Source organism: Cellulomonas sp. Root137, from assembly GCF_001426725.1.
Taxonomy (GTDB): Bacteria; Actinomycetota; Actinomycetes; order Actinomycetales; family Cellulomonadaceae; genus Cellulomonas.
Genome location: NZ_LMFG01000001.1, coordinates 1,048,217 through 1,065,836, shown reverse-complemented (window position 1 = coordinate 1,065,836; position 17,620 = coordinate 1,048,217). Strand labels below are relative to the sequence as shown.

At 72.3% G+C, this 17,620-nt stretch carries 20 protein-coding genes; 8 read left to right on the top strand and 12 right to left on the bottom strand.

Annotated features, from left to right (window positions below; all coding sequences use genetic code 11):
• Positions 1 to 23: 23 nt before the first annotated feature.
• Positions 24 to 782 carry a hypothetical protein gene (locus ASD18_RS05155; protein WP_056087593.1) on the bottom strand — a complete coding sequence of 253 codons (759 nt, stop codon included), beginning with the start codon at positions 780 to 782 and terminating at the stop codon, positions 24 to 26.
• Positions 783 to 873: 91 nt separating this feature from the next.
• On the opposite strand from ASD18_RS05155, the gene ASD18_RS05150 reads away from it, so the two are divergent.
• Positions 874 to 1,521 (top strand): hypothetical protein, encoded by a 648-nt coding sequence (locus ASD18_RS05150; protein WP_056087589.1) that lies wholly within the window; start codon positions 874 to 876, stop codon positions 1,519 to 1,521.
• On the opposite strand, the gene ASD18_RS05145 is transcribed toward ASD18_RS05150, so the two are convergent.
• The 4 genes from ASD18_RS05145 to ASD18_RS05130 are packed head-to-tail and all read right to left on the bottom strand — an operon-like array spanning position 1,505 to position 3,305.
• Complete coding sequence (locus tag ASD18_RS05145) at positions 1,505 to 1,909, bottom strand: VOC family protein (protein ID WP_056087586.1); 405 nt, start codon at positions 1,907 to 1,909, stop codon at positions 1,505 to 1,507. The two genes, ASD18_RS05150 and ASD18_RS05145, sit on opposite strands and share 17 nt — an antisense overlap.
• Before the next feature lie 10 nt (positions 1,910 to 1,919).
• Positions 1,920 to 2,372 carry a helix-turn-helix transcriptional regulator gene (locus tag ASD18_RS05140; protein WP_056087582.1) on the bottom strand — a complete coding sequence of 151 codons (453 nt, stop codon included), beginning with the start codon at positions 2,370 to 2,372 and terminating at the stop codon, positions 1,920 to 1,922.
• Positions 2,369 to 2,713, bottom strand: coding sequence for a hypothetical protein (locus ASD18_RS05135; RefSeq protein WP_056087580.1), 345 nt, complete (start codon positions 2,711 to 2,713; stop codon positions 2,369 to 2,371). The genes ASD18_RS05140 and ASD18_RS05135 overlap by 4 nt, the downstream gene beginning before the upstream one ends.
• A 19-nt stretch (positions 2,714 to 2,732) precedes the next feature.
• Positions 2,733 to 3,305 carry an NADPH-dependent FMN reductase gene (locus ASD18_RS05130; protein ID WP_056087575.1) on the bottom strand — a complete coding sequence of 191 codons (573 nt, stop codon included), beginning with the start codon at positions 3,303 to 3,305 and terminating at the stop codon, positions 2,733 to 2,735.
• A gap of 139 nt (positions 3,306 to 3,444) precedes the next feature.
• On the opposite strand from ASD18_RS05130, the gene ASD18_RS05125 reads away from it, so the two are divergent.
• Positions 3,445 to 4,719, top strand: a complete 1,275-nt coding sequence (locus ASD18_RS05125) for an ABC transporter substrate-binding protein (protein WP_056087572.1) — start codon at positions 3,445 to 3,447, stop codon at positions 4,717 to 4,719.
• Between the two features lie 4 nt (positions 4,720 to 4,723).
• On the opposite strand, the gene ASD18_RS05120 is transcribed toward ASD18_RS05125, so the two are convergent.
• Together ASD18_RS05120 and ASD18_RS05115 are read right to left on the bottom strand one after the other, a co-directional pair.
• A complete protein-coding gene (locus tag ASD18_RS05120; protein WP_056087568.1) occupies positions 4,724 to 6,244 on the bottom strand; it encodes an ATP-dependent DNA ligase in 1,521 nt (506 codons plus the stop codon).
• Between the two features lie 43 nt (positions 6,245 to 6,287).
• Positions 6,288 to 6,695: a YchJ family protein gene (locus ASD18_RS05115; RefSeq protein WP_056087564.1), complete on the bottom strand. Its 408-nt coding sequence runs from the start codon at positions 6,693 to 6,695 to the stop codon at positions 6,288 to 6,290.
• A 296-nt stretch (positions 6,696 to 6,991) separates the two neighbouring features.
• On the opposite strand from ASD18_RS05115, the gene ASD18_RS05110 reads away from it, so the two are divergent.
• Both ASD18_RS05110 and ASD18_RS05105 read left to right on the top strand, forming a co-directional pair.
• Entirely contained in the window at positions 6,992 to 7,195 is a 204-nt protein-coding gene (locus ASD18_RS05110; RefSeq protein WP_028049733.1) for a cold-shock protein, read from the top strand.
• Between the two features lie 150 nt (positions 7,196 to 7,345).
• Positions 7,346 to 8,425: an acyl-CoA desaturase gene (locus ASD18_RS05105; protein WP_056087561.1), complete on the top strand. Its 1,080-nt coding sequence runs from the start codon at positions 7,346 to 7,348 to the stop codon at positions 8,423 to 8,425.
• 132 nt (positions 8,426 to 8,557) lie between these two features.
• Here the strand turns inward: ASD18_RS05105 and ASD18_RS05100 are convergent, their stop codons facing one another.
• Positions 8,558 to 11,155 carry a rhamnogalacturonan lyase gene (locus ASD18_RS05100; protein ID WP_056087558.1) on the bottom strand — a complete coding sequence of 866 codons (2,598 nt, stop codon included), beginning with the start codon at positions 11,153 to 11,155 and terminating at the stop codon, positions 8,558 to 8,560.
• A 282-nt stretch (positions 11,156 to 11,437) separates the two neighbouring features.
• On the opposite strand from ASD18_RS05100, the gene ASD18_RS05095 reads away from it, so the two are divergent.
• From ASD18_RS05095 to ASD18_RS05080, 4 genes are all read left to right on the top strand, one after another.
• Entirely contained in the window at positions 11,438 to 11,734 is a 297-nt protein-coding gene (locus ASD18_RS05095) for a type II toxin-antitoxin system VapB family antitoxin (RefSeq protein ID WP_056087555.1), read from the top strand.
• Positions 11,731 to 12,363: a LytR C-terminal domain-containing protein gene (locus ASD18_RS05090; RefSeq protein WP_056087551.1), complete on the top strand. Its 633-nt coding sequence runs from the start codon at positions 11,731 to 11,733 to the stop codon at positions 12,361 to 12,363. Before ASD18_RS05095 ends, ASD18_RS05090 begins: the two co-directional genes overlap by 4 nt.
• Before the next feature lie 79 nt (positions 12,364 to 12,442).
• Positions 12,443 to 12,625 (top strand): hypothetical protein, encoded by a 183-nt coding sequence (locus tag ASD18_RS05085; protein WP_056087548.1) that lies wholly within the window; start codon positions 12,443 to 12,445, stop codon positions 12,623 to 12,625.
• Between the two features lie 155 nt (positions 12,626 to 12,780).
• Positions 12,781 to 14,028 (top strand): glycosyltransferase 87 family protein, encoded by a 1,248-nt coding sequence (locus tag ASD18_RS05080; RefSeq protein ID WP_056087546.1) that lies wholly within the window; start codon positions 12,781 to 12,783, stop codon positions 14,026 to 14,028.
• On the opposite strand, the gene ASD18_RS05075 is transcribed toward ASD18_RS05080, so the two are convergent.
• From ASD18_RS05075 to ASD18_RS05060, 4 genes are read right to left on the bottom strand one after another with little or no spacing between them, the layout of a single operon-like run.
• A complete protein-coding gene (locus ASD18_RS05075) occupies positions 13,971 to 15,194 on the bottom strand; it encodes a 1-acyl-sn-glycerol-3-phosphate acyltransferase (RefSeq protein WP_056087543.1) in 1,224 nt (407 codons plus the stop codon). The two genes, ASD18_RS05080 and ASD18_RS05075, sit on opposite strands and share 58 nt — an antisense overlap.
• Positions 15,191 to 16,063, bottom strand: a complete 873-nt coding sequence (locus ASD18_RS05070) for a phosphatidate cytidylyltransferase (protein WP_056087540.1) — start codon at positions 16,061 to 16,063, stop codon at positions 15,191 to 15,193. The genes ASD18_RS05075 and ASD18_RS05070 overlap by 4 nt, the downstream gene beginning before the upstream one ends.
• Positions 16,060 to 16,644, bottom strand: a complete 585-nt coding sequence (locus ASD18_RS05065; protein WP_056087537.1) for a CDP-alcohol phosphatidyltransferase family protein — start codon at positions 16,642 to 16,644, stop codon at positions 16,060 to 16,062. The genes ASD18_RS05070 and ASD18_RS05065 overlap by 4 nt, the downstream gene beginning before the upstream one ends.
• A gap of 19 nt (positions 16,645 to 16,663) precedes the next feature.
• Entirely contained in the window at positions 16,664 to 17,587 is a 924-nt protein-coding gene (locus tag ASD18_RS05060; protein ID WP_056087534.1) for an LLM class F420-dependent oxidoreductase, read from the bottom strand.
• Between the last annotated feature and the right edge of the window lie 33 nt (positions 17,588 to 17,620).

Genomic DNA, 17,620 nt, shown 5'->3' with positions numbered 1-17,620 from the left:
CGCGCTGACGGTAGCCCACCCGGTCAGCCGCCGTGCTGCCCGGGACCTCTCGTCCGCTGCACCGTGAGCTCGTAGGTGACGTCGACGACGGTGTTCTGGGCCGGGTCGGCCGCCTCGATGACGCCTTCGATGTGGACGGTGTGCGCGCCCGGCCGCAGAGACCGCAGCGTCACGTAGTAGCCGGCGTCGACGCAGGGACCCAGGAGGAACGGGCCGTCGGGCAGACCCGGCACGCCGAGCGCGGCGAACAGGTTGTCGTCCGGCATCGGCACCGAGAAGAGGCGCGACTCCTCGTAGCGGAGCTCGCTGCGGCGCAGCACGGTGCCGTCCACCGTCACGCGCAGCCCCGTGGCCGCGTCCTTGAACCCCGCGACCTGGGCCCGCAGGTACTCCTCGGTCCGTTGCTCGGGCGGGTCGTCCGGGAACGCGAAGGCGCCGAGGTTCACCACGGGGAACACGACCTTCTTCCCGTACGGGATCGTGCACTCGCGGGTGACGGGGCCGACGAGCGAGCCGGCGAGGAACCAGGTCCGGCCGCGCTGCCCCTCGTCGCAGAACTCGCCGGTCGTGTCCGTCAGCGGGTTGGTCGCAGCCGGCTGCGCGAGGGCCCACTGCCAGAACTCGGCTCCCGTCGTGCCGTACCGGTGGTCGCTGCGGTCGTGGGCCAGGGCCGGGCCGGCGGGCGCGACGAGGGCGAGGAGCAGGAGCGCCAGGACCAGCACGCGTGCTCGGGTCCTGCGGGGTCGGTGCATGAGGAACGTCATCGTGTCCTCCCAGGCCACGTCGACGGGACCTGCGTCCGCCCAGCGTCGACCCGTTCCGCCGCGGTGGTCAACCCCCTAGCGTGGCTCCCAGCGCCGGAGGGAGACGACGATGTCCGAGCCGCCCGTGATCCCGTCCCCGGCCGTGCGCGCCCAGATCCTGGCCACGGAGCACTGGAGCCTGCTGGGTACACGCAGCACCCTGTGGTCCGAGGTGATGAGCCGGATCACCATCCACCTGACGGTCGTCTCGGCGTCGCTCGTGGTGCTGGCGCTCGTGGCGCAGACCTCCGGGTTCGGCACCCCGTTCCGGATCCTGTCGATCGGGCTCGCGTCGGTCGCGCTGATCCTCGGCACCCTGACGGCCGTCCGCGTGATGAACGCGAGCCACGACGACAGCGCCCTCATCCTCGGCATGAACCGCATCCGCGCGGCGTACGTGGCCCTCGACCCGGGCGTCGCCGAGTACCTGGTGACCTCGTGGGGCGACGACCGGGCCGGGCTGATGCGGACCTACACGATGGGCCTGCGCCGGTCGACGCTGAGCCACGTCATCGGGAGCACGTCGATGTTCGTGAACGTGGTGAACGCGCTGGTCGCCGGCACCCTGGGCGCTCTGGTCGCGAACGCGGCCGGAGCGTCTGCCGCGGTGACAGCCGTCGTCGGCTCCCTCTGCGGCCTGGCCTACCTCGGCGCGTGGATCGAGTACGGCCGTCGCACCTTCACCGACCCCGGCGCCGGCGTCACGAGGACTGGTTGATCCGGACCATGTTCCCGGACGGGTCCCGGAACGCGCAGTCACGCGGACCCCAGTCCTGCTGGATCGGCTCCTGGAGCACCTCGGCGCCGGACGAGCGCAGGGTCTCGAAGGTGGCATCGAGGTCGTCCGTGCTGAAGACGAGCATCGGCAGGACGCCCTTGGTGAGCAGCTCCTGCATCACGTCGCCGTCCGCCTGGGAGCGGCCGGCGTGCGGGTCGGACAGGACGATGCCGAGGCCGGGCTGGGCGTCGGTGCCGAGGGTCACCCAGCGGTGCTCGCCGGAGGACACGTCGTTCTGGACCTTGAGGCCGAGGGCGTCGCCGTAGAAGGCGATCGCTTCGTCGACGTCGTTGACGGTGACGTTGGTGTACTGGAGTGAGATCGTCATGGAGACGACGTTAGGACGCCGCCTCGGCGGGCGCTTCTCTGATCCTGCTCGATGTCCTGCTCGATCCGTCCCGAGCCGGCCGCGTGTGCGTCTTGACCACACAGGTGGGCATCGCCTTGACCGCCGCGTGCTCGTGCCGCCGGTAGGCCGTGGGGCTCTCGCCGACGATCTCGGTGAACCGCGAGCTGAACGAGCCGAGCGACGTACACCCGACCGCCATGCACGCGTCCGTGACGCTCATGCCCGCGCGCAGCAGCGCCATCGCGCGCTCGATCCGGCGGGTCATCAGGTAGCTGTAGGGCGTCTCGCCGTAGGCCGCACGGAACTGCCGGGAGAAGTGCGCGGGGGACATCAGCGCCTTCTGGGCCATGGTCGGGACGTCGAGCGGCTGGGCGTAGTCGCGGTCGATCAGGTCCCGGGCACGGCGCAGGTGAGCGAGGTTCTCCAGCTCCTGCGGGGTCATTTTCCGACCGTAGCATCAGGCTCCGACGGCGTCTCGGGGCTGTCGGACGGCTGCCGTCGGGCGATCGCGAGGACGTGCCGGCGCTCGAACGTGACCGCGTCGCCCGCGTGCAGCCCGCGCAGCTCGGCGGGGTCGGACCGCAGGCTCCCGACCAGCTCCTCGTCGCCGACGGCGGTGACACGAACCCAGACGCGCTCCTCGAGCCCGTCGCGCGGCACGACCACCAGCTTCACCGCGTCGCCGACCTCGAGGGCCGACGTCGCCTCGGCCCCGGGCACCCGGGCGTGCCGGTCGACCGCGTCGGCCAGGGTCCACGGGGTCGAGCGTCGGAACAGGTTCACGCCGGGAGCATAGGTCGGCTCACCCGCGCGGCAGGACGGTGAGGACGCGCACCAGGTGGTCGTGGAACTCGGTCATGAACGCGCGCAGGAACTCGGCGGTCGACGCGTCGTGGACCGCGCCGTCGGGGGTGAACACGTCGGGCGAGTAGTGGATGTACGCCTCCGGGGACGTCATCTGGCGCGCGTTGCAGAAGCTGAGCACCGCGCGCAGGCTCTGCTGGCCCACCGCGGTGCCGATCTGACCGATGGACGCACCGATGACCGCGGCCGGCATGTGGTCGAACGAGTTCTGCCCCCAGGGTCGCGACGCCCAGTCGATGGCGTTCTTCAGGGCGCCGGGGATGGACCGGTTGTACTCCGGGGACACGAACAGGACCGCGTCCACCGCGCCGATGGACGCCTTGAGGGCCGCGGCCTCGGGCGGGTAGTCCGCGTCGAAGTCCGGGCTGTACAGAGGCAGGTTGCCGATGGGGAGCTCGACGAACTCCAGGTCGTCCGGCGCGAGGCCGATGAGCGCCTTGGACAGGATCCGGTTGATGGACGTGGACGAGAGGCTTCCGACGAAGTAGCCGACCGTGTAGGTGCGAGCCATGGTGTGTGTTCCGTTCCCGGCGACCGTGCGGCCGTCGACGTCGACGAGTGCACGAACCTGACGCGCTCCACGCTACGTCCGCGGCGCTCTGAGTACATTGCGAGACGCAGGCGCTCCGGAGCCGATCCGAGGAACCACGATGGTCGTTCGTCGCAGGGCCGCACTGACCCTCGGTCTGCTCGCCGCGGTCGCGACCGCCGCCTGCACCCCGCCGGAGCCCGAGCTCGCCGGCGAGCACGTCGACGTCGTCGGGCTGTGGAGCGGCCCCGAGCACGACGCCTTCGCGACAGTCGCGTCCACCTGGGAGGACGACACGGGCGCGGTCGTCGACTGGCAGGGCTCGCAGGACATCGCCCGTGACCTGGCCACGCGCCTGGAGGCGGACGACCCGCCCGACCTCGCGGTCCTGCCGAACCCCGGCCTCCTGCACGACCTGGCCGACGAGGGGGCGCTGGTCCCGCTGGACGCCGACCAGTTCGACGAGGACTACTCACCCGCCTGGATCGACCTCGGCAGCGACGGCGGCGAGCTGTACGGGGTGTTCGCCAAGGTCTCGAGCAAGGCGACGATCTGGTACTCCCCCGACACCTTCGCGGCGGGCGGCTACGACGTCCCCCGGACGTGGGACGCCCTGACGTCGCTGGCCGACCAGATGGTCGCGGCGGGCGTCAGCCCGTTCTCGGTCGTCGCCCCCAGGGGCCCGGCCAGCGGCTGGGCGCTCACCGACTGGATCGCCCAGCTGGTGCTCGGCGCGTGCGGTCCGGAGCCGTACGACCGGTGGGTCGCCGCCGAGATCCCGTGGACCGACGCCTGCGTCCGCGGCGCGTTCGACCGGTTCACCGCGCTCGTCACCACCCCGGGGTACGTGCTGGGCGGCACCGAGGCGATCCTCACGACCAGCGACGCCGACGGGGTCCTGCCCCTGTACACCGACCCGCCGACGGCCCAGCTGTACTCCATGGCCTCGTTCGCCCAGGGGTTCATCACCGCGGCGTACCCGGACCTGGTCCCGGGCGACGGCTACGACTACTTCCCGTTCCCCGCGGTCGATCCCGGCAACGCGGGTGCGATCACGGTCGGCGGCGACGTCGTCGTGCTGATGACCGACACGCCCGCCGCCAGGTCGTTCCTCGCGTACCTCGCGGGCGCCGACGCGCAGACCGCCTGGGTGGAGCTCGGCGGCTACACGTCCGCCAACCGGAACGTCCCGCCGGACTCCTACGCCGATCCGGTCGCCCGCTCCCTCGCCGAGCAGCTCACGCAGGCGGCGGTCACCCGCTTCGGCGCCGGCGACCTCATGCCCGCGGAGGTGCAGCGTGCCTGGTGGGCGGGGATGCTCGAGCTCGTCGAGGACCCGACGACCCTGGACGCGCTGCTCACCACCCAGACGCAGCTCGCCGCCGAGGCACGGTGAACGGTCAGCCCGCCAGCGCCCGCACCGTCTCGATCGTGTCCGCCTCGGCCGCCGACTTGTCGTCCCGGTACCGGACCACCCGGGCGAAGCGCAGGGCGAGTCCACCCGCGTACCGGCTCGACCGCTGCAGCCCGTCGAACGCGATCTCGACCACCTGCTCCGGCCGCAGGTGCACCACCCAGTCGTTCAGGGCCGACGTCGCCAGCTCGGTGAACCGCTGCGTCTGCCACCGCAGCATCTCGTCGGTCATCCCCTTGAACGTCTTGCCCAGCATCACGAACCCGTCGCCGTCGCGGGCGCCGAGGTGGATGTTCGACAGCAGCCCGTGCCGGCGTCCGGACCCCCACTCGACCGCGAGCACGACGAGGTCGAGGGTGTTCCGCGGCTTGACCTTGATCCACGCGGCCCCGCGCCGGCCGGCCTCGTAGGGGGCGTCGGCCGCCTTGATGACGACGCCCTCCTGCCCGGCACGCACCGTGTCCGTGAAGTAGGCCCGGGCGACCTCGACGTCCTCGGTGACCGCCCTCTCCACCACGGAGGCACCCGCGACGGCGTCGAGCGCGTCGAGCCGGCGAAGCAGCGGGGCGTCGACCAGGTCGGCGCCGTCGACGTGCAGGCAGTCGAAGAAGAACGGGGTCAGCGTGACCGCGGCCGCTACGTCCGCGTCCTTGGAGGCCGAGCGCGCCGACGTCTCCTGGAACGGTCGCGGCCGACCGTCCGGACCGACCGCCAGGGCCTCCCCGTCCAGCACCAGCTCGGAGGCCGGCATGGCCCGCACCACCGCGACGATCTCCGGCACGCGGTCGGTGATCTCGTCGAGGCTCCGCGTGAACACCCGCACGTCGTCGCCCTGCCGGTGCACCTGGATGCGGATGCCGTCGAGCTTGCTGTCCACCACCACGGGTCCCGGACCGAGGCTCGCCCAGGCGCCGTCGACGTCCGGGGCGGACTGCGCCAGCATCGGCCGAACGGGCCGCCCGACCACGAGCGTGAACGCGGCGAGCGCCGCCGCCGGGTCCGCCGACGTGAGCGCGGCGACCGCGACCGGCTCGGTGTCCCCGGCCATCATCGCGGCCCGGCGCACCGCGTCCGGGGGCACGCCCGCAGCCTCGGCGACCGCGTCGAGCACCAGCGCGTCGAGCGACCCCTGCCGCAGCTCCCCGGAGACCAGCCCGCGCAGGAGCCGCTGCTCGTCGGGCGTGGCGGCCCCGAACAGCGCCGCCGCCTGCGCGCTCCGCGCGGTGCCCGAACCGGGTCCGACCAGCAGCGACATCGCCTCGAACGCCGCGTCGACCTGCGCGACCGTGAGGCTCGGGGCGTCAGCCGGATCCGGCAGCGAGGTCAGCGACCGCCAGCCGAGGCCGGTCCGTCGCTGCCGCAGCTGACCGCCCAGGTACCGCGACACGACGCCGACGTCCTCCGCCGGGGTGCGCCGCAGCAGGTCGACCAGCAGCGCACGCTTGGCCAGCCGCGACCGCGTGGTGGCCAGGGCGGACGAGGTCGTCGCGAGGTCGGCGAAGAGCATGTCGGCATCTTCCCGCCGGACACCGACACGCGCGCGTCGCGACTCAGGCGTCGATGCCGCCGTCGACGTACAGCCAGCGGCCGTCCTCGCGGACGAACCGGCTGGTCTCGTGCAGCCGGCCGCGCTGGCCGATCGCGGTGCCGTCCTCGAGCCGGTAGTGGGCGACGAACTCCACGGTGCCGGTGTCGTCCCACGGCCCGCCCGCGTCCGTGCGCAGGATGTCCAGCCGGCGCCACACCATGTTCACGTCGAGCTCCAGCTCGTCCGGCCGGGTGCTCGGGTGCCAGGTGGCCAGCAGGTAGTGCGTGGCCCGGGTGGCGAAGCCGGTGTAGCGCGAGCGCATGAGGGCCTCGGCCGTGGGTGCACGGCGCCCGTCGGAGAGGTACTGGCCGCAGCAGTCGCCGTACGTGTCACCGGACCCGCACGGACAGCGGTCGTCGTGGTCGCTCATCGGTCTCCCGCCTGGTCGTCCGGGCGAACCTAGCAACAGTTCCCCGGGCTCGCAGAGGCCGCCCAGGTCTTCCACGGCGGAGAGTGTGAGCAGACCGATTCGCTTCTCACGTTCCGGTCAGAGCCATAGTGCCGTACGGTTGTGCCTGTAGTCGCAGTGAATCGCTTGTCATGACGGCCAGGGAAACTTGGCAGGACGTTCTCGAGGACCACCTCGGAGACGGACGACGAACACCGTGAATACCGGTCCCGGTCACCCGGGAGTTGTCCATACCGCACGTGAGAGAAGAGAACATCATGCCTGTTGGCACCGTGAAGTGGTTCAACGCCGAGAAGGGCTTCGGCTTCATCGCCCCCGAGGACGGCGGACCCGACGTCTTCGCGCACTACAGCGCCATCACCACGAGCGGCTACCGCACGCTCGAGGAGAACCAGAAGGTCCAGTTCGAGGTCACGCAGGGCCCCAAGGGCCCGCAGGCGTCGAACATCACGCCTCTCTGAGCTGATCTGAGCTCATAGCTCCACAGCACGAGACCCCGGCCTTGTGGCCGGGGTCTCGTCGCATCATCACCGAGGCGCCCCCGATCCCAGCTCATCTCCGACCGCACTCGCGCCGCGCATCAATTTCGCACGACCGACAGGACGGACGCCATGAGCTCCTCGACGCTTACCCCCACACCGCCCAGGCCCCGCGACAGAGCCGTCAGCGACTTCACCGAGCTGACCCGCACGGTCCAGGCCGCCGGCCTGATGAAGCGCCGCCCCGCGCACTACGCCGTGCGGATCTCCGCCGCCGTGCTGGCCGTGCTGGGCCTGATCGCCACGATCATCCTGGTCGGTGACTCCTGGTGGCAGATCGCCGTCGCCTTCGCCGCCGCCGTGATCCTCACGCAGGTCGCGTTCCTCGGCCACGACGCCGCGCACCGCCAGATCTTCGCCAACGGGCACGCGAACAACTGGACCTCCCTCGTGCTCGCCGACCTGTTCGTCGGCTTGAGCTACGGCTGGTGGCAGCGCAAGCACACGCGCCACCACGCCAACCCGAACAAGATCGGCTACGACGGGGACATCGAGCTCGACGCCCTCGCGTTCACGCCCGAGCAGGTCGCGAAGCGCACGTCGAAGCTGGGGGTCTGGTACCTGAACCACCAGGGCTGGTTCTTCTTCCCGCTGCTCTTCCTCGAGGGCGTCGCCCTGCACGTGGCCGCCGTCCAGCGCCTGTCGTCGCGCGACAAGCTCGAGCACCGGGCCGCGGAGATCGTCATGATGACCATCCGCCTCGTCGGTGGCACCGCGCTCGTGTTCCTGTCGATGTCGTGGCCGATCGCCCTGGTGTTCCTGGCCGTGCAGATGGGCGTCTTCGGGTTCTACATGGGCGCCTCGTTCGCCCCGAACCACAAGGGCATGCCGCTGATCCCCAAGGACTCGCGCCTCGACTTCCTGCGCCGCCAGGTGCTGACCAGCCGGAACATCGGCGGCGGCAAGTGGGTCGACGTGCTCATGGGCGGGCTCAACCACCAGGTCGAGCACCACCTGTTCCCGTCGATGCCCCGCCCGTCGCTGCGCCGCGCCAAGCCGATCGTCCAGGCGTACTGCCGCGAGCACAACATCCCCTACGTGCAGGTGTCGCTGCCGCGCTCGTACTCCATCATCGTGAACTACCTGAACACGGTCGGTAAGCCGGACCGCGACCCGTTCAACTGCCCGATGACCGCGATGTACCGCGTCTGACGCTGGGCGCCACGAAGCCCCCGTCGCCCCGTGAGGGCGGCGGGGGCTTCGTCATGCAGAAGGGCGCCGGCCGGTAGTGACCCCGGCCGACGCCCTCGGGACCGCGCGTGCCCGCACGGTCCCCCGCGACGCTCAGTCGAGCATCGAGATCACCTGCTGCGCCTGGTACCCGAGGATCGCCCGAGCGGCCGGCGTGACCGTCGACAGGCGCGTGCGCGGCGTGAGCAGCTCGACGTACGCCGTCAGCGACTTCACGGCGAGCTTCTCGTTGCCGGCGTCGGCTGCCTTGTCGGCCACCTCCACCGCCGCGAGCAGACCCACGGCCGCCACGCCCTTCACCGCACCGGCGGCGATCTGCGCCTTGGTGGCGTCACGCAGGGCGTCGATGCTGCCGGGCGCGTAGAAGGACGCCACCGGCACCTTCGTGTAGTCCGTGTCCGAGGCCAGGTAGAAGCCCACGTACGACGGCTGGTTGTAGGTGGTCTGCTGGCGGGCCACCTCGACGCGGTACTGCGGGTCGTGCATGAGCGTGTACATCTTCGTGTGGCTCAGACCCGTGTTGGTGAACAGCCGGATGGCCGACGAGTCCTCGGTGCGGACCAGCAGCTCCTCGCGCGAGTCGCCCAGGACGTCCGCCACCAGAGACGGGTTGCCCTTGGTGCCGTTGTTGGAGCGTGTCCCCGTGGCCGTGAGCTGGCGGCCACGTGTCCAGTCGTCGATCGTGACGTCCGCCGCTGCGGAGCCGTTGACGATCTGCGTCGTGCCGTCGGGCAGCCACCGGATGCTCATGTTGGTACCGGGGATGGGGCCGGGGGTGACGACGCCCGCCGCCGAGTACAGCCCGAGCGAGTTGGTGCCGCCGGGCAGGCTCGCCCAGACCTCCAGCCCGCGCAGCGACGGGAGCACGTCTCCGACCATCGACCGACCGGTGTCCCTGCCGGAGTACACGCCGAAGAGCACCTGGCCGGACTTGGCGTCGCGCAGGGCCATGCCGTAGGGCGCGAAGGTGGCGCCCTCGTGCGCGGTGTAGATCTCCAGGCCCGGGCGATCGGGGTCGATGTCGGTCACGTGCATCGCGTCACCGTGGCCGAGACGGACCACCTCGCCGGGGTCGGCGCTGCCCGCGGGCAGGGTGTCGAACGACGAGTAGAGGACCGACCCGTCGTCGTCGATCGTCGCGGCGCCGTAGACGATCTCCTGCTTGCCGTCACCGTCGACGTCAGACGCGGACAGCGAGTGGAACCCCTGCGTCGTGATCTTCCCGTAGACGGGGTCGGTACCGTCGCGGCCGTGCGGGCCGTCGTTGAACGGGTTCGTCATCGGTACGTGGCCCGAGTCGACGTACCAGCGCTCCTTCAGCTTCTTGCCGTCCCAGTCGTAGGCGACCAGCGTGGTGCGCGTGTAGTACCCGCGGGCGAACACCGCCGAGGGCGTCTGCCCGTCCAGGTAGGCGACGCCGGCCAGGAAGCGGTCGACGCGGTTGCCGGGCTCGATGCGGGCCATGGCGTAGTCGCCCCACAGCAGACCGTCGTCACCTCGACCGGGCTTGTAGTCGATGGTCTGGAGCTCCTTGCCGGTCGCCCCCGCGAACACCGTGAGGTACTCGGGGCCGTCGACGATGAAGCCCTCGAAGTTGCGCAGCAGGTTGCGGGCGCTGCGCGCGGGCGCGTAGACGTCGATGAAGTAGTCGGCCAGCGCCGTGGCGTCCTCCTGCGACAGCGGGTACGCGTACTGCGGCGCGATCCCGAGCGCGGCCTCGACGGTCGACGGCCAGTGCCCGGCGACGACCTCCGGGTGGCTGCTCCAGCCCTGCAGCATGGTGACCAGGTGGTCGACGTACCCCTGCTTGCTCAGGCGGTAGTCCGTGGCGTCGGTGACACCGGCGGCGCGGTCGCGCTGGGGCAGCGTCACGAACTTCTCGCTGACCACCGACCCGTCGGCCGCGTACTGCGTGATCCTGCTGCCGGGGGCCGTCTTCATCATCAGCTCGGCCTTGCCGTCACCGTCGTAGTCGTAGACGGGGAACTGCGTGTAGTGCGCGCCGGCCCGGATGTTCACGCCCAGGTCGATGCGCCACAGCTGCGTGCCGTCCTGCTCGTACGCGTCGACGAAGACGTTGCCGGTGTAGCCGACCTGGCTGACGTCCTTCGAGTTCGACGGGTCCCACTTGACGATGTACTCGTACTGCCCGTCGCCGTCGACGTCGCCGACGGACATGTCGTTGGCCGAGTACGTGTACGCCTCGCCCACGGGGGTCACCCCGTCGGCCGGCTTGTTCAGCGGGATGTCGAGGCTCGGCTGCGCCCACGGCGTCGCCTCGGCGCCGTCGACCTCGGCCCCGTCGACGACGGCGGAGACCCGGTAGCGCGACGTCGCGGTGCCGGCGGGGTCGACGAAGTTGGTGGAGTCGGAGACCGTGCCCAGCCTCGTGCCGTCGCGGTAGACCGCGAAGTCGGGGCCTGTCAGGCCGGTCGCCGTGGCGCCGGTGACCTCCGTGGCGAGCAGGCGCCAGGACAGGAACACGCCCTCGCCCGTGACTGCCGCGACGAGCCCGCGGTCGAGGCGCTCGAGGGTCAGCCCGTCGGGACCCTTGGTCGGACCGTGCCCGAGCGTCCCGGTCGCCGGCGCGGCGGTCGCGGGGGCGGCCGTCAGCGTCCCGACCAGCAGCACCGAGCCGGCGAGCAGCGCGGTGCCGGTGATCGTTCGTCCTCGTCGTGGCAGAAGACTCATCGTTGAATCCTTTCAATCGGCTAGGCGTCCCCCGCGGTGATGGCGTGCTCACAAGGAGGGAAGTCGGGGGCGCCTTTGACCCCGACCGCCCACGACCGTATCGCCTGGTTCACCCGAGTCAACCCGGTCTGCGACATTCGCAGGAATCCGTCGTCGGGAGCGCTCCCGACGACGGAAAACGCTATCCGATCGCGCCGCGGCGCACGCCCCGCCGACAGCTCCCCGGAGAGGTCACCCGCCGGGTGGGCACGGGCGACCTGCCCGTCACCTAGACTCCCAACCGTGATCTTCAAGGCGGTGGGCGAGGGCAGGCCCTACCCGGACCACGGGCTCGAGACAGCCAAGCAGTGGGCCGAGGTTCCGCCGCGCCAGGTGAGGCTCGACGAGCTGGTGACGACCAAGCGCACGCTCGACCTCGATGCGCTGCTCGCGGAGGACTCGACGTTCTACGGCGACCTGTTCGCGCACGTGGTCCAGTACCGCGGCGTCATGTACCTGGAGGACGGGCTCCACCGGGCCGTCCGGGCCGCGCTCCACCAGCGCGCGCTGCTCCACGCACGGGTCCTGGTGGTCAAGTGACGGAGCAGGACCGCGGCCGCCAGCTGCGTCGGCGGCACATGCACGAGCGTCAGGCCGTGATCTTCGGCGTCCTGCTGGCCGCACTGGCTCTGGCGGGCCTGGGCGCCGCGGCGGTGTTCACCGGCAGCCTCGACCTGCCGGTGTTCGCGCGCGAGTTCGCCGCCGAGCCCTCCCCGACCGCCACGCAGGCCCCGTACCCGTGCCCGCCGGCCGGCGCGCTGCCGGTGCCCACCAACCAGGTGAACCTCAAGGTCTACAACGCGACCACCCGCGTGGGCCTCGCCGGGGCCACCGCGGCGAGCCTCGGCGAACGCGGTTTCATCATCGCGCTCACCGAGAACGCCCCCGCCACGTACGACGGCAAGGCGCGCATCATCTTCGGCACGGCCGGCGTGGCCCAGGCGTACACGCTCGCGGCGCACGTCGACGGGGCGGTGCTCGTCCTCGACGCCCGCCTCGACCCCACCGTCGACCTGGCGCTGGGCGCCGAGTTCGCCGAGCTCAACCCCCTCGAGAGCGTGCTCCTCGACCCCGCCGTCCCGCTCGTCGCCCCGGAGGGCTGCACGCCGTTCGACCAGGTCGTCGCCCCTGCGGCCCCGGCCGTGACGGAGACCCCCGCCGCCGGCTGATCGTGCGGGCTTCCTGTCGCCGTGCCACCGTGGAGCCATGACCGCGGTCGCCGACCGCGTACGACGTGGGAGGTCGACGATGACCGAGTCCAGCTACGGCCCCGATCCGGTCCCGGAGACGGCCCCGGAGGCCCCGCCGGCGCCCGACGACGCCGAGTCGGCGGACGCGTACCTCGACGCCACGCGCCCGGCGGTGTTCCCGGTCGCCGGATCCACCACCGGCACGGTCCCGCCGCCGCTGGATCCGGGTCGGACCCCCTGAACTCGTCGCGAACAGCACCACCCCGGCCTCGACGCGCGGGCTAGCCTGGGGGCCCTGCCTCGTCGCCGGCTCCCCACGGGCCCCGCTCCCCGGAGGTCGCGCTGCTCCGCCGACTGCTGCACTCCCCGACGGCCGTCTGGGTCGCCTTCATCCTCGTGCACGGGTGGCTGGCGCTGGTCGGGCTCGTGCTCATCCCCCAGGAAGCCTTCTGGGACCTGGACCTGTACCGCTACTGGATGTGGCTCGGCCTGCACGACGGGCAGTGGCCGGTGCTCTCGGGCACCTGGGTCTACCCCGTCGGCGCCGTCGTGCCGATGCTCGTCGCCGCACTGGGCGGGACCGGCGGCGGGTCCTCGTACGCCGACGTGTGGGCGCTGCTCGTCACCCTGCTCGACGCGGCCGCGCTGGCGGTGCTGCTCCAGGTCCGCCGCCCGGGCCTGCCTCGCAGTGGCGCCACGACCGTCGGCGCGTGGTGGTGGCTCGCGTTCCTGCTGCTGCTCGGCCCGGTCGCGATGGGCCGGCTCGACGCCGTCATCGCTCCCGTCGTCGTCGTCGCCCTGACCCTCGCGCTCAACCACCCCCGCATCACGTCGGCCCTCCTCACCGCCGCCGCCTGGGTCAAGGTCGCCCCGGGCGCGCTGCTCATCGCGGTGTTCGTGGCGGTACGCCGGCCGTGGCGCAGCGTGGTCGTCCCGGCCGCGGTGGTCAGCGTGGTGGTGGTCGGGACGGTGGCGGCCCTCGGCGGGCTGCCCCACGTGCTGTCGTTCCTCACCGAGCAGGACCAGCGCGGGCTGCAGATCGAGGCACCCGGCGCCACGCCCTGGCTGATCACCGCGCTCTGGGCGCCGTCCGTCACCCGGGTGCTCAACGAGCCGCTGGTCACCTGGGAGCTCCACGGGCCCGGCACGCAGGCGGCCGCGGACGTCCTCGGCGCCCTCTTCTTCCTCGCGCTCGGCGCGGCGACGCTGCTGCTCTGGTGGCGTCGCGAGCAGCTGGGTGACCGGCTGTGGTCCGGCGGGATCGTGCGCACCGAGCTGCTGGTGCGGGGTGCCCTGCTCCTGACACTCGCCATGATCGTGTTCAACAAGGTCGGCTCGCCGCAGTACATGGGATGGCTGGCGCCACCGGTCGCGGTCGCGCTGGCCCTACGGCTGCCCGGCTGGCGGACCACCGCGTGGCTCGCCCTCGGCATCGCCGGTGCGACGCAGGTGGTGTTCCCGTGGTTCTACGACGGGGTGGTCCTCGGCAGCCCCGCGGTGACGCTCGTGCTGGCCGCGCGCAACATCGCCCTCGTCGTGCTGCTCGTGCACACCGTGATCTCGCTGGTCGGGCCGCTGCCCGACGATCAGCCGGACGCTCTGCGCCGCCAGGACCGGATCACGAGCGCCAGCCCCGCCGCGTAGCCGACCCCGAGCACACCGAGGTACGGGACATAGAACCGCCGCAGGACCGGGTGTGCGATCGCAGCCGCCCCGCCGATCCCGGCACCCATGGCCAGCGCCCGCGCGCCCCGCGCGCCCGCGGTGTGCACCGCGAGCGGGATCCGCGGGACGCCCGCGTCACCGGCCGCCGCGGCGTAGAGCTTGACCGGCACGCCGTTGGCTGCCTGCTTCCACACGCCCCGCGCACCGGCCGCCATGTGCTCCGCCGCCGCCGCGCGCATGCTCGCGGTGGTCAGGGGGGCCGGTGGGCGCAGCCCGCGCCGGGTCAGCTCGGAGGTGACCAGCACGCCCGCCACCGACCCGGCCGTCAGCCACCCGATGGCCGGCAGGATCCGACGCGGGTTCGCGACGCCCACGACCGCCAGGTACATCTCCATGGTCACGGGCCAGCTGATCCCCTCGGCGAACCCCCACGCGGCGGCGCCCGCCATCCCGGCCTTCCCGTCCATCGCGCGGTGCAGCACCTGCCACGTGCGGGACTCGGACCACGTCGCCGGCCCTTCGGCCAGCAGCGCCTCGAGCTGGTGGACCACCGGGGACATGTCGTCGTCGACGAGGTCCTCCGGCTGGATCGGGTGACCGAGCCGCACCTCCACAGGGCCGGGGTGCAGGCGGCCGCCCTTCGGCAGCAGGTCGTGGGTGCCGACGATGGCGACCGGCAGGATCGGGACGTCGAACTCGCGGGCGATCCGGACCGCACCGCTGCGCAGCTCGCCCAGCCGGCCGTCCGTGCTGCGCGTGCCCTCGGGGAACACCAGCAGGCTGGAGCCGGCGCCCAGCACCGCCTGAGCGCCCTCCACGAGCCCCGCGTAGCCCCCGCCACCCTTGCGGTGCACCGGGACGGCGCCGATGGCGAGCTTGAGCCCCAGGCGCATCCAGGCCTTGTCGAACCAGTAGTCCTCGGCCGCGACGACCACGGGCTTGTACGGCGCGGGGAACGCGGCGATCAGGGCCGGGGTGTCGGCGTGCGAGCTGTGGTTGGCGACGATGACCATCGCCTCGTACGGCGCCGCCCCGCGCACCTTGTACCCGCCGACCAGGTGGAAGACGTTGCGCCAGAACGTGTGCCGGGCGGCGCCCGCGAGGTTGAACCCGGGCGGCAGGCCGACCCGGCGGCGAGCGGTCATGCGAGCACCGCCGCGAGCGGGAGCACCAGCAGCAGGGAGTCGACGCGGTCCAGCAGGCCGCCGAAGCCGGGCAGCCATGCCCCAGCGTCCTTCACCCCGGCGCGGCGCTTCACCATCGACTCCAACAGGTCTCCTCCGACGCTCCCGAGCAGCACGGCGACGTACAGGCCTGGCGAGGCGGAATCGAGCACGACCAGCACGATCGCTGCCCCGACGGCGGCTCCGACCATACCTCCGACGGTCTTGTTCGGACTGAGCCGGGAGAGTGGTCGTCGCGCCCACGCGAACCGGCGCAGGCCGGTCCCGCCGCACCAGGCCGCGATGTCGGTGGCCGCCGCGGCGAAGCACAGCAGGTACGCGTCGCTGCCGACGAGCACCAGGTTGGCCAGCGACCAGCACAGCCAGATCGACCCGAAGGCGGTGAGCGTCGCGCGCTCGAGCCCGCGCTCCGAGTCCCCGGTCAGCAGGGCCGGGACCGCGCAGAGCAGCGCCACCAAGGGCACCAGGGCGAGCAGGTCCGGGGCCAGCCACGCCGCCATCGGATACGCGACGGCGAGCACCAGCAGCAGGATCGTCTCCGCGCGGGGCAGGCGGACCATCGCGGCGAACTCGCGCACCGCCTGCAGGGCCAGCAGCGCGGCGAGGACCGCGGTCGGGCCCGGTCCGAGCCACATCGGGATCCCGATCACCGGCAGGATCAGCGCCCACGTGGTCCAGCGGCGGCGGAGCTCCGGCTTGCCCGAGAGGAACACCGGGATCGCGGCGACCGCCAGGATCACCACGCTGACCGTCAGCAGCCAGACGGCCCGCCCCTCCAGGTCGAGGTGCCAGGCGGCCAGGCTCAGGTGGAGCTCGAGGTCCGGGATCACGCGAGGGCCCGGCGCAGCTGCCGCAGCCGCGTCGAGGCGGTGGCCAGCGACAACCCGACCGTGACCGCCAGCAGGAGCGGGGACAGCCCGGGCATGGCCACCATGAGCACCACCGCGAGGCACCGCTCCGTCTTGCCGAACGGTCCGCCGTTGAGCCGCGGCGCGCCGGCTCCCGCGCCGGCCAGCGACACGAACGTGGGCAGGGTCGCGACGACGGCGGCGACGAGCACGAACCCGACCGCCGCACCGCCCTGCAGCCGCCCGAGCAGCACGGCGAGGCCCGCGAACATGAGCAGGTCGCTGATCCGGTCGCCGAGCTCGTTGACCACGAAGCCCCACGGCCGGGAGACCCCGCGCGCCCGGGCGACCGCGCCGTCGAGGTTGGCGCCCGCCAGCCGCCCGGCGAGCAGCAGGAGCACCAGGGGCCACGAGCCGAGCGCGATCGCGACGCCGGCGACCGCGGCGCTGAGCACACCGAGCCACGTGAAGACGTCCGGGGACACGTCCCGGTCGACGGCCCACCGGACGATGCCGTCGAGTCGTCGGGTGTACCAGGGCTTGAGTGCGTACAGGCCGCGCATGCCGGGACCCTAGCGGGCCTCAGCCCAGCTGCGACGCCACCTCCGAGGCCACGAGCTCCAGGTGGTCCAGGTCGTGCAGGTCCAGCACCTGCAGGTACACGCGCGTCACGCCGAGCTCGCGGTAGGACCCGATCCGGTCGACCACGGCGGTCGGCGTCCCGGCGAACCCGACGGCCCGCACCTCGGACACGTCGCGCCCGATCGCGGCCGCGCGGCGTGCCACCTCGGCGTCGTCGCGACCCGCGCACAGCACCTGCGCCACGGAGAAGACGAGGGTCGAGGGGTCCCGGCCGGCCTCCTCGCAGGCCGCCCGGACGGTCGCGACGCGACCCTCCACGTCGGCGGGCGCGGGGAACGACATGTTGAACTCGGCGGCGTACTTGGCGGCCAGCGCGGGCGTCCGCTTCGGACCGCTCCCGCCGACGATGATCGGGACGGGCGACTGGACGGGCTTCGGCAGCGCCGGTGAGTGCTTGAGCGTGTAGTGCTCACCCGCGAAGTCGTAGTGCTCCCCGGCCGGTGTGCTCCACAGGCCGGTGATGACCTCGAGCTGCTCCGTCAGCAGGCCGAACCGCTTCTCGGGGAACGGGATCCCGTACGCGGCGTGCTCCTGCGCGAACCAGCCGGCGCCCAGACCGAGCTCCACCCGGCCGCCCGACATCTGGTCCACCTGCGCCACCTGGATGGCGAGCACGCCGGGGTGCCGGAAGGTGGCCGACGAGACGAGGGTGCCCAGCCGGATGCGGCTGGTCTCGCGGGCCAGCCCCGCGAGCGTGGTCCACGAGTCCGTGGGACCGGGCTGGGCATCGCCGTCACCCATCCGCAGGTAGTGGTCGGAGCGGAAGAAGGCGTCGAAGCCGAGCTCCTCCGTGGCCTTGGCCACCGCCAGCTGGTCGTCGTAAGAAGCCCCCTGCTGGGGCTCGGTGAAGATGCGCAGATCCATGCGGACCACCCTCACACAGTCGCCGCGTGACAG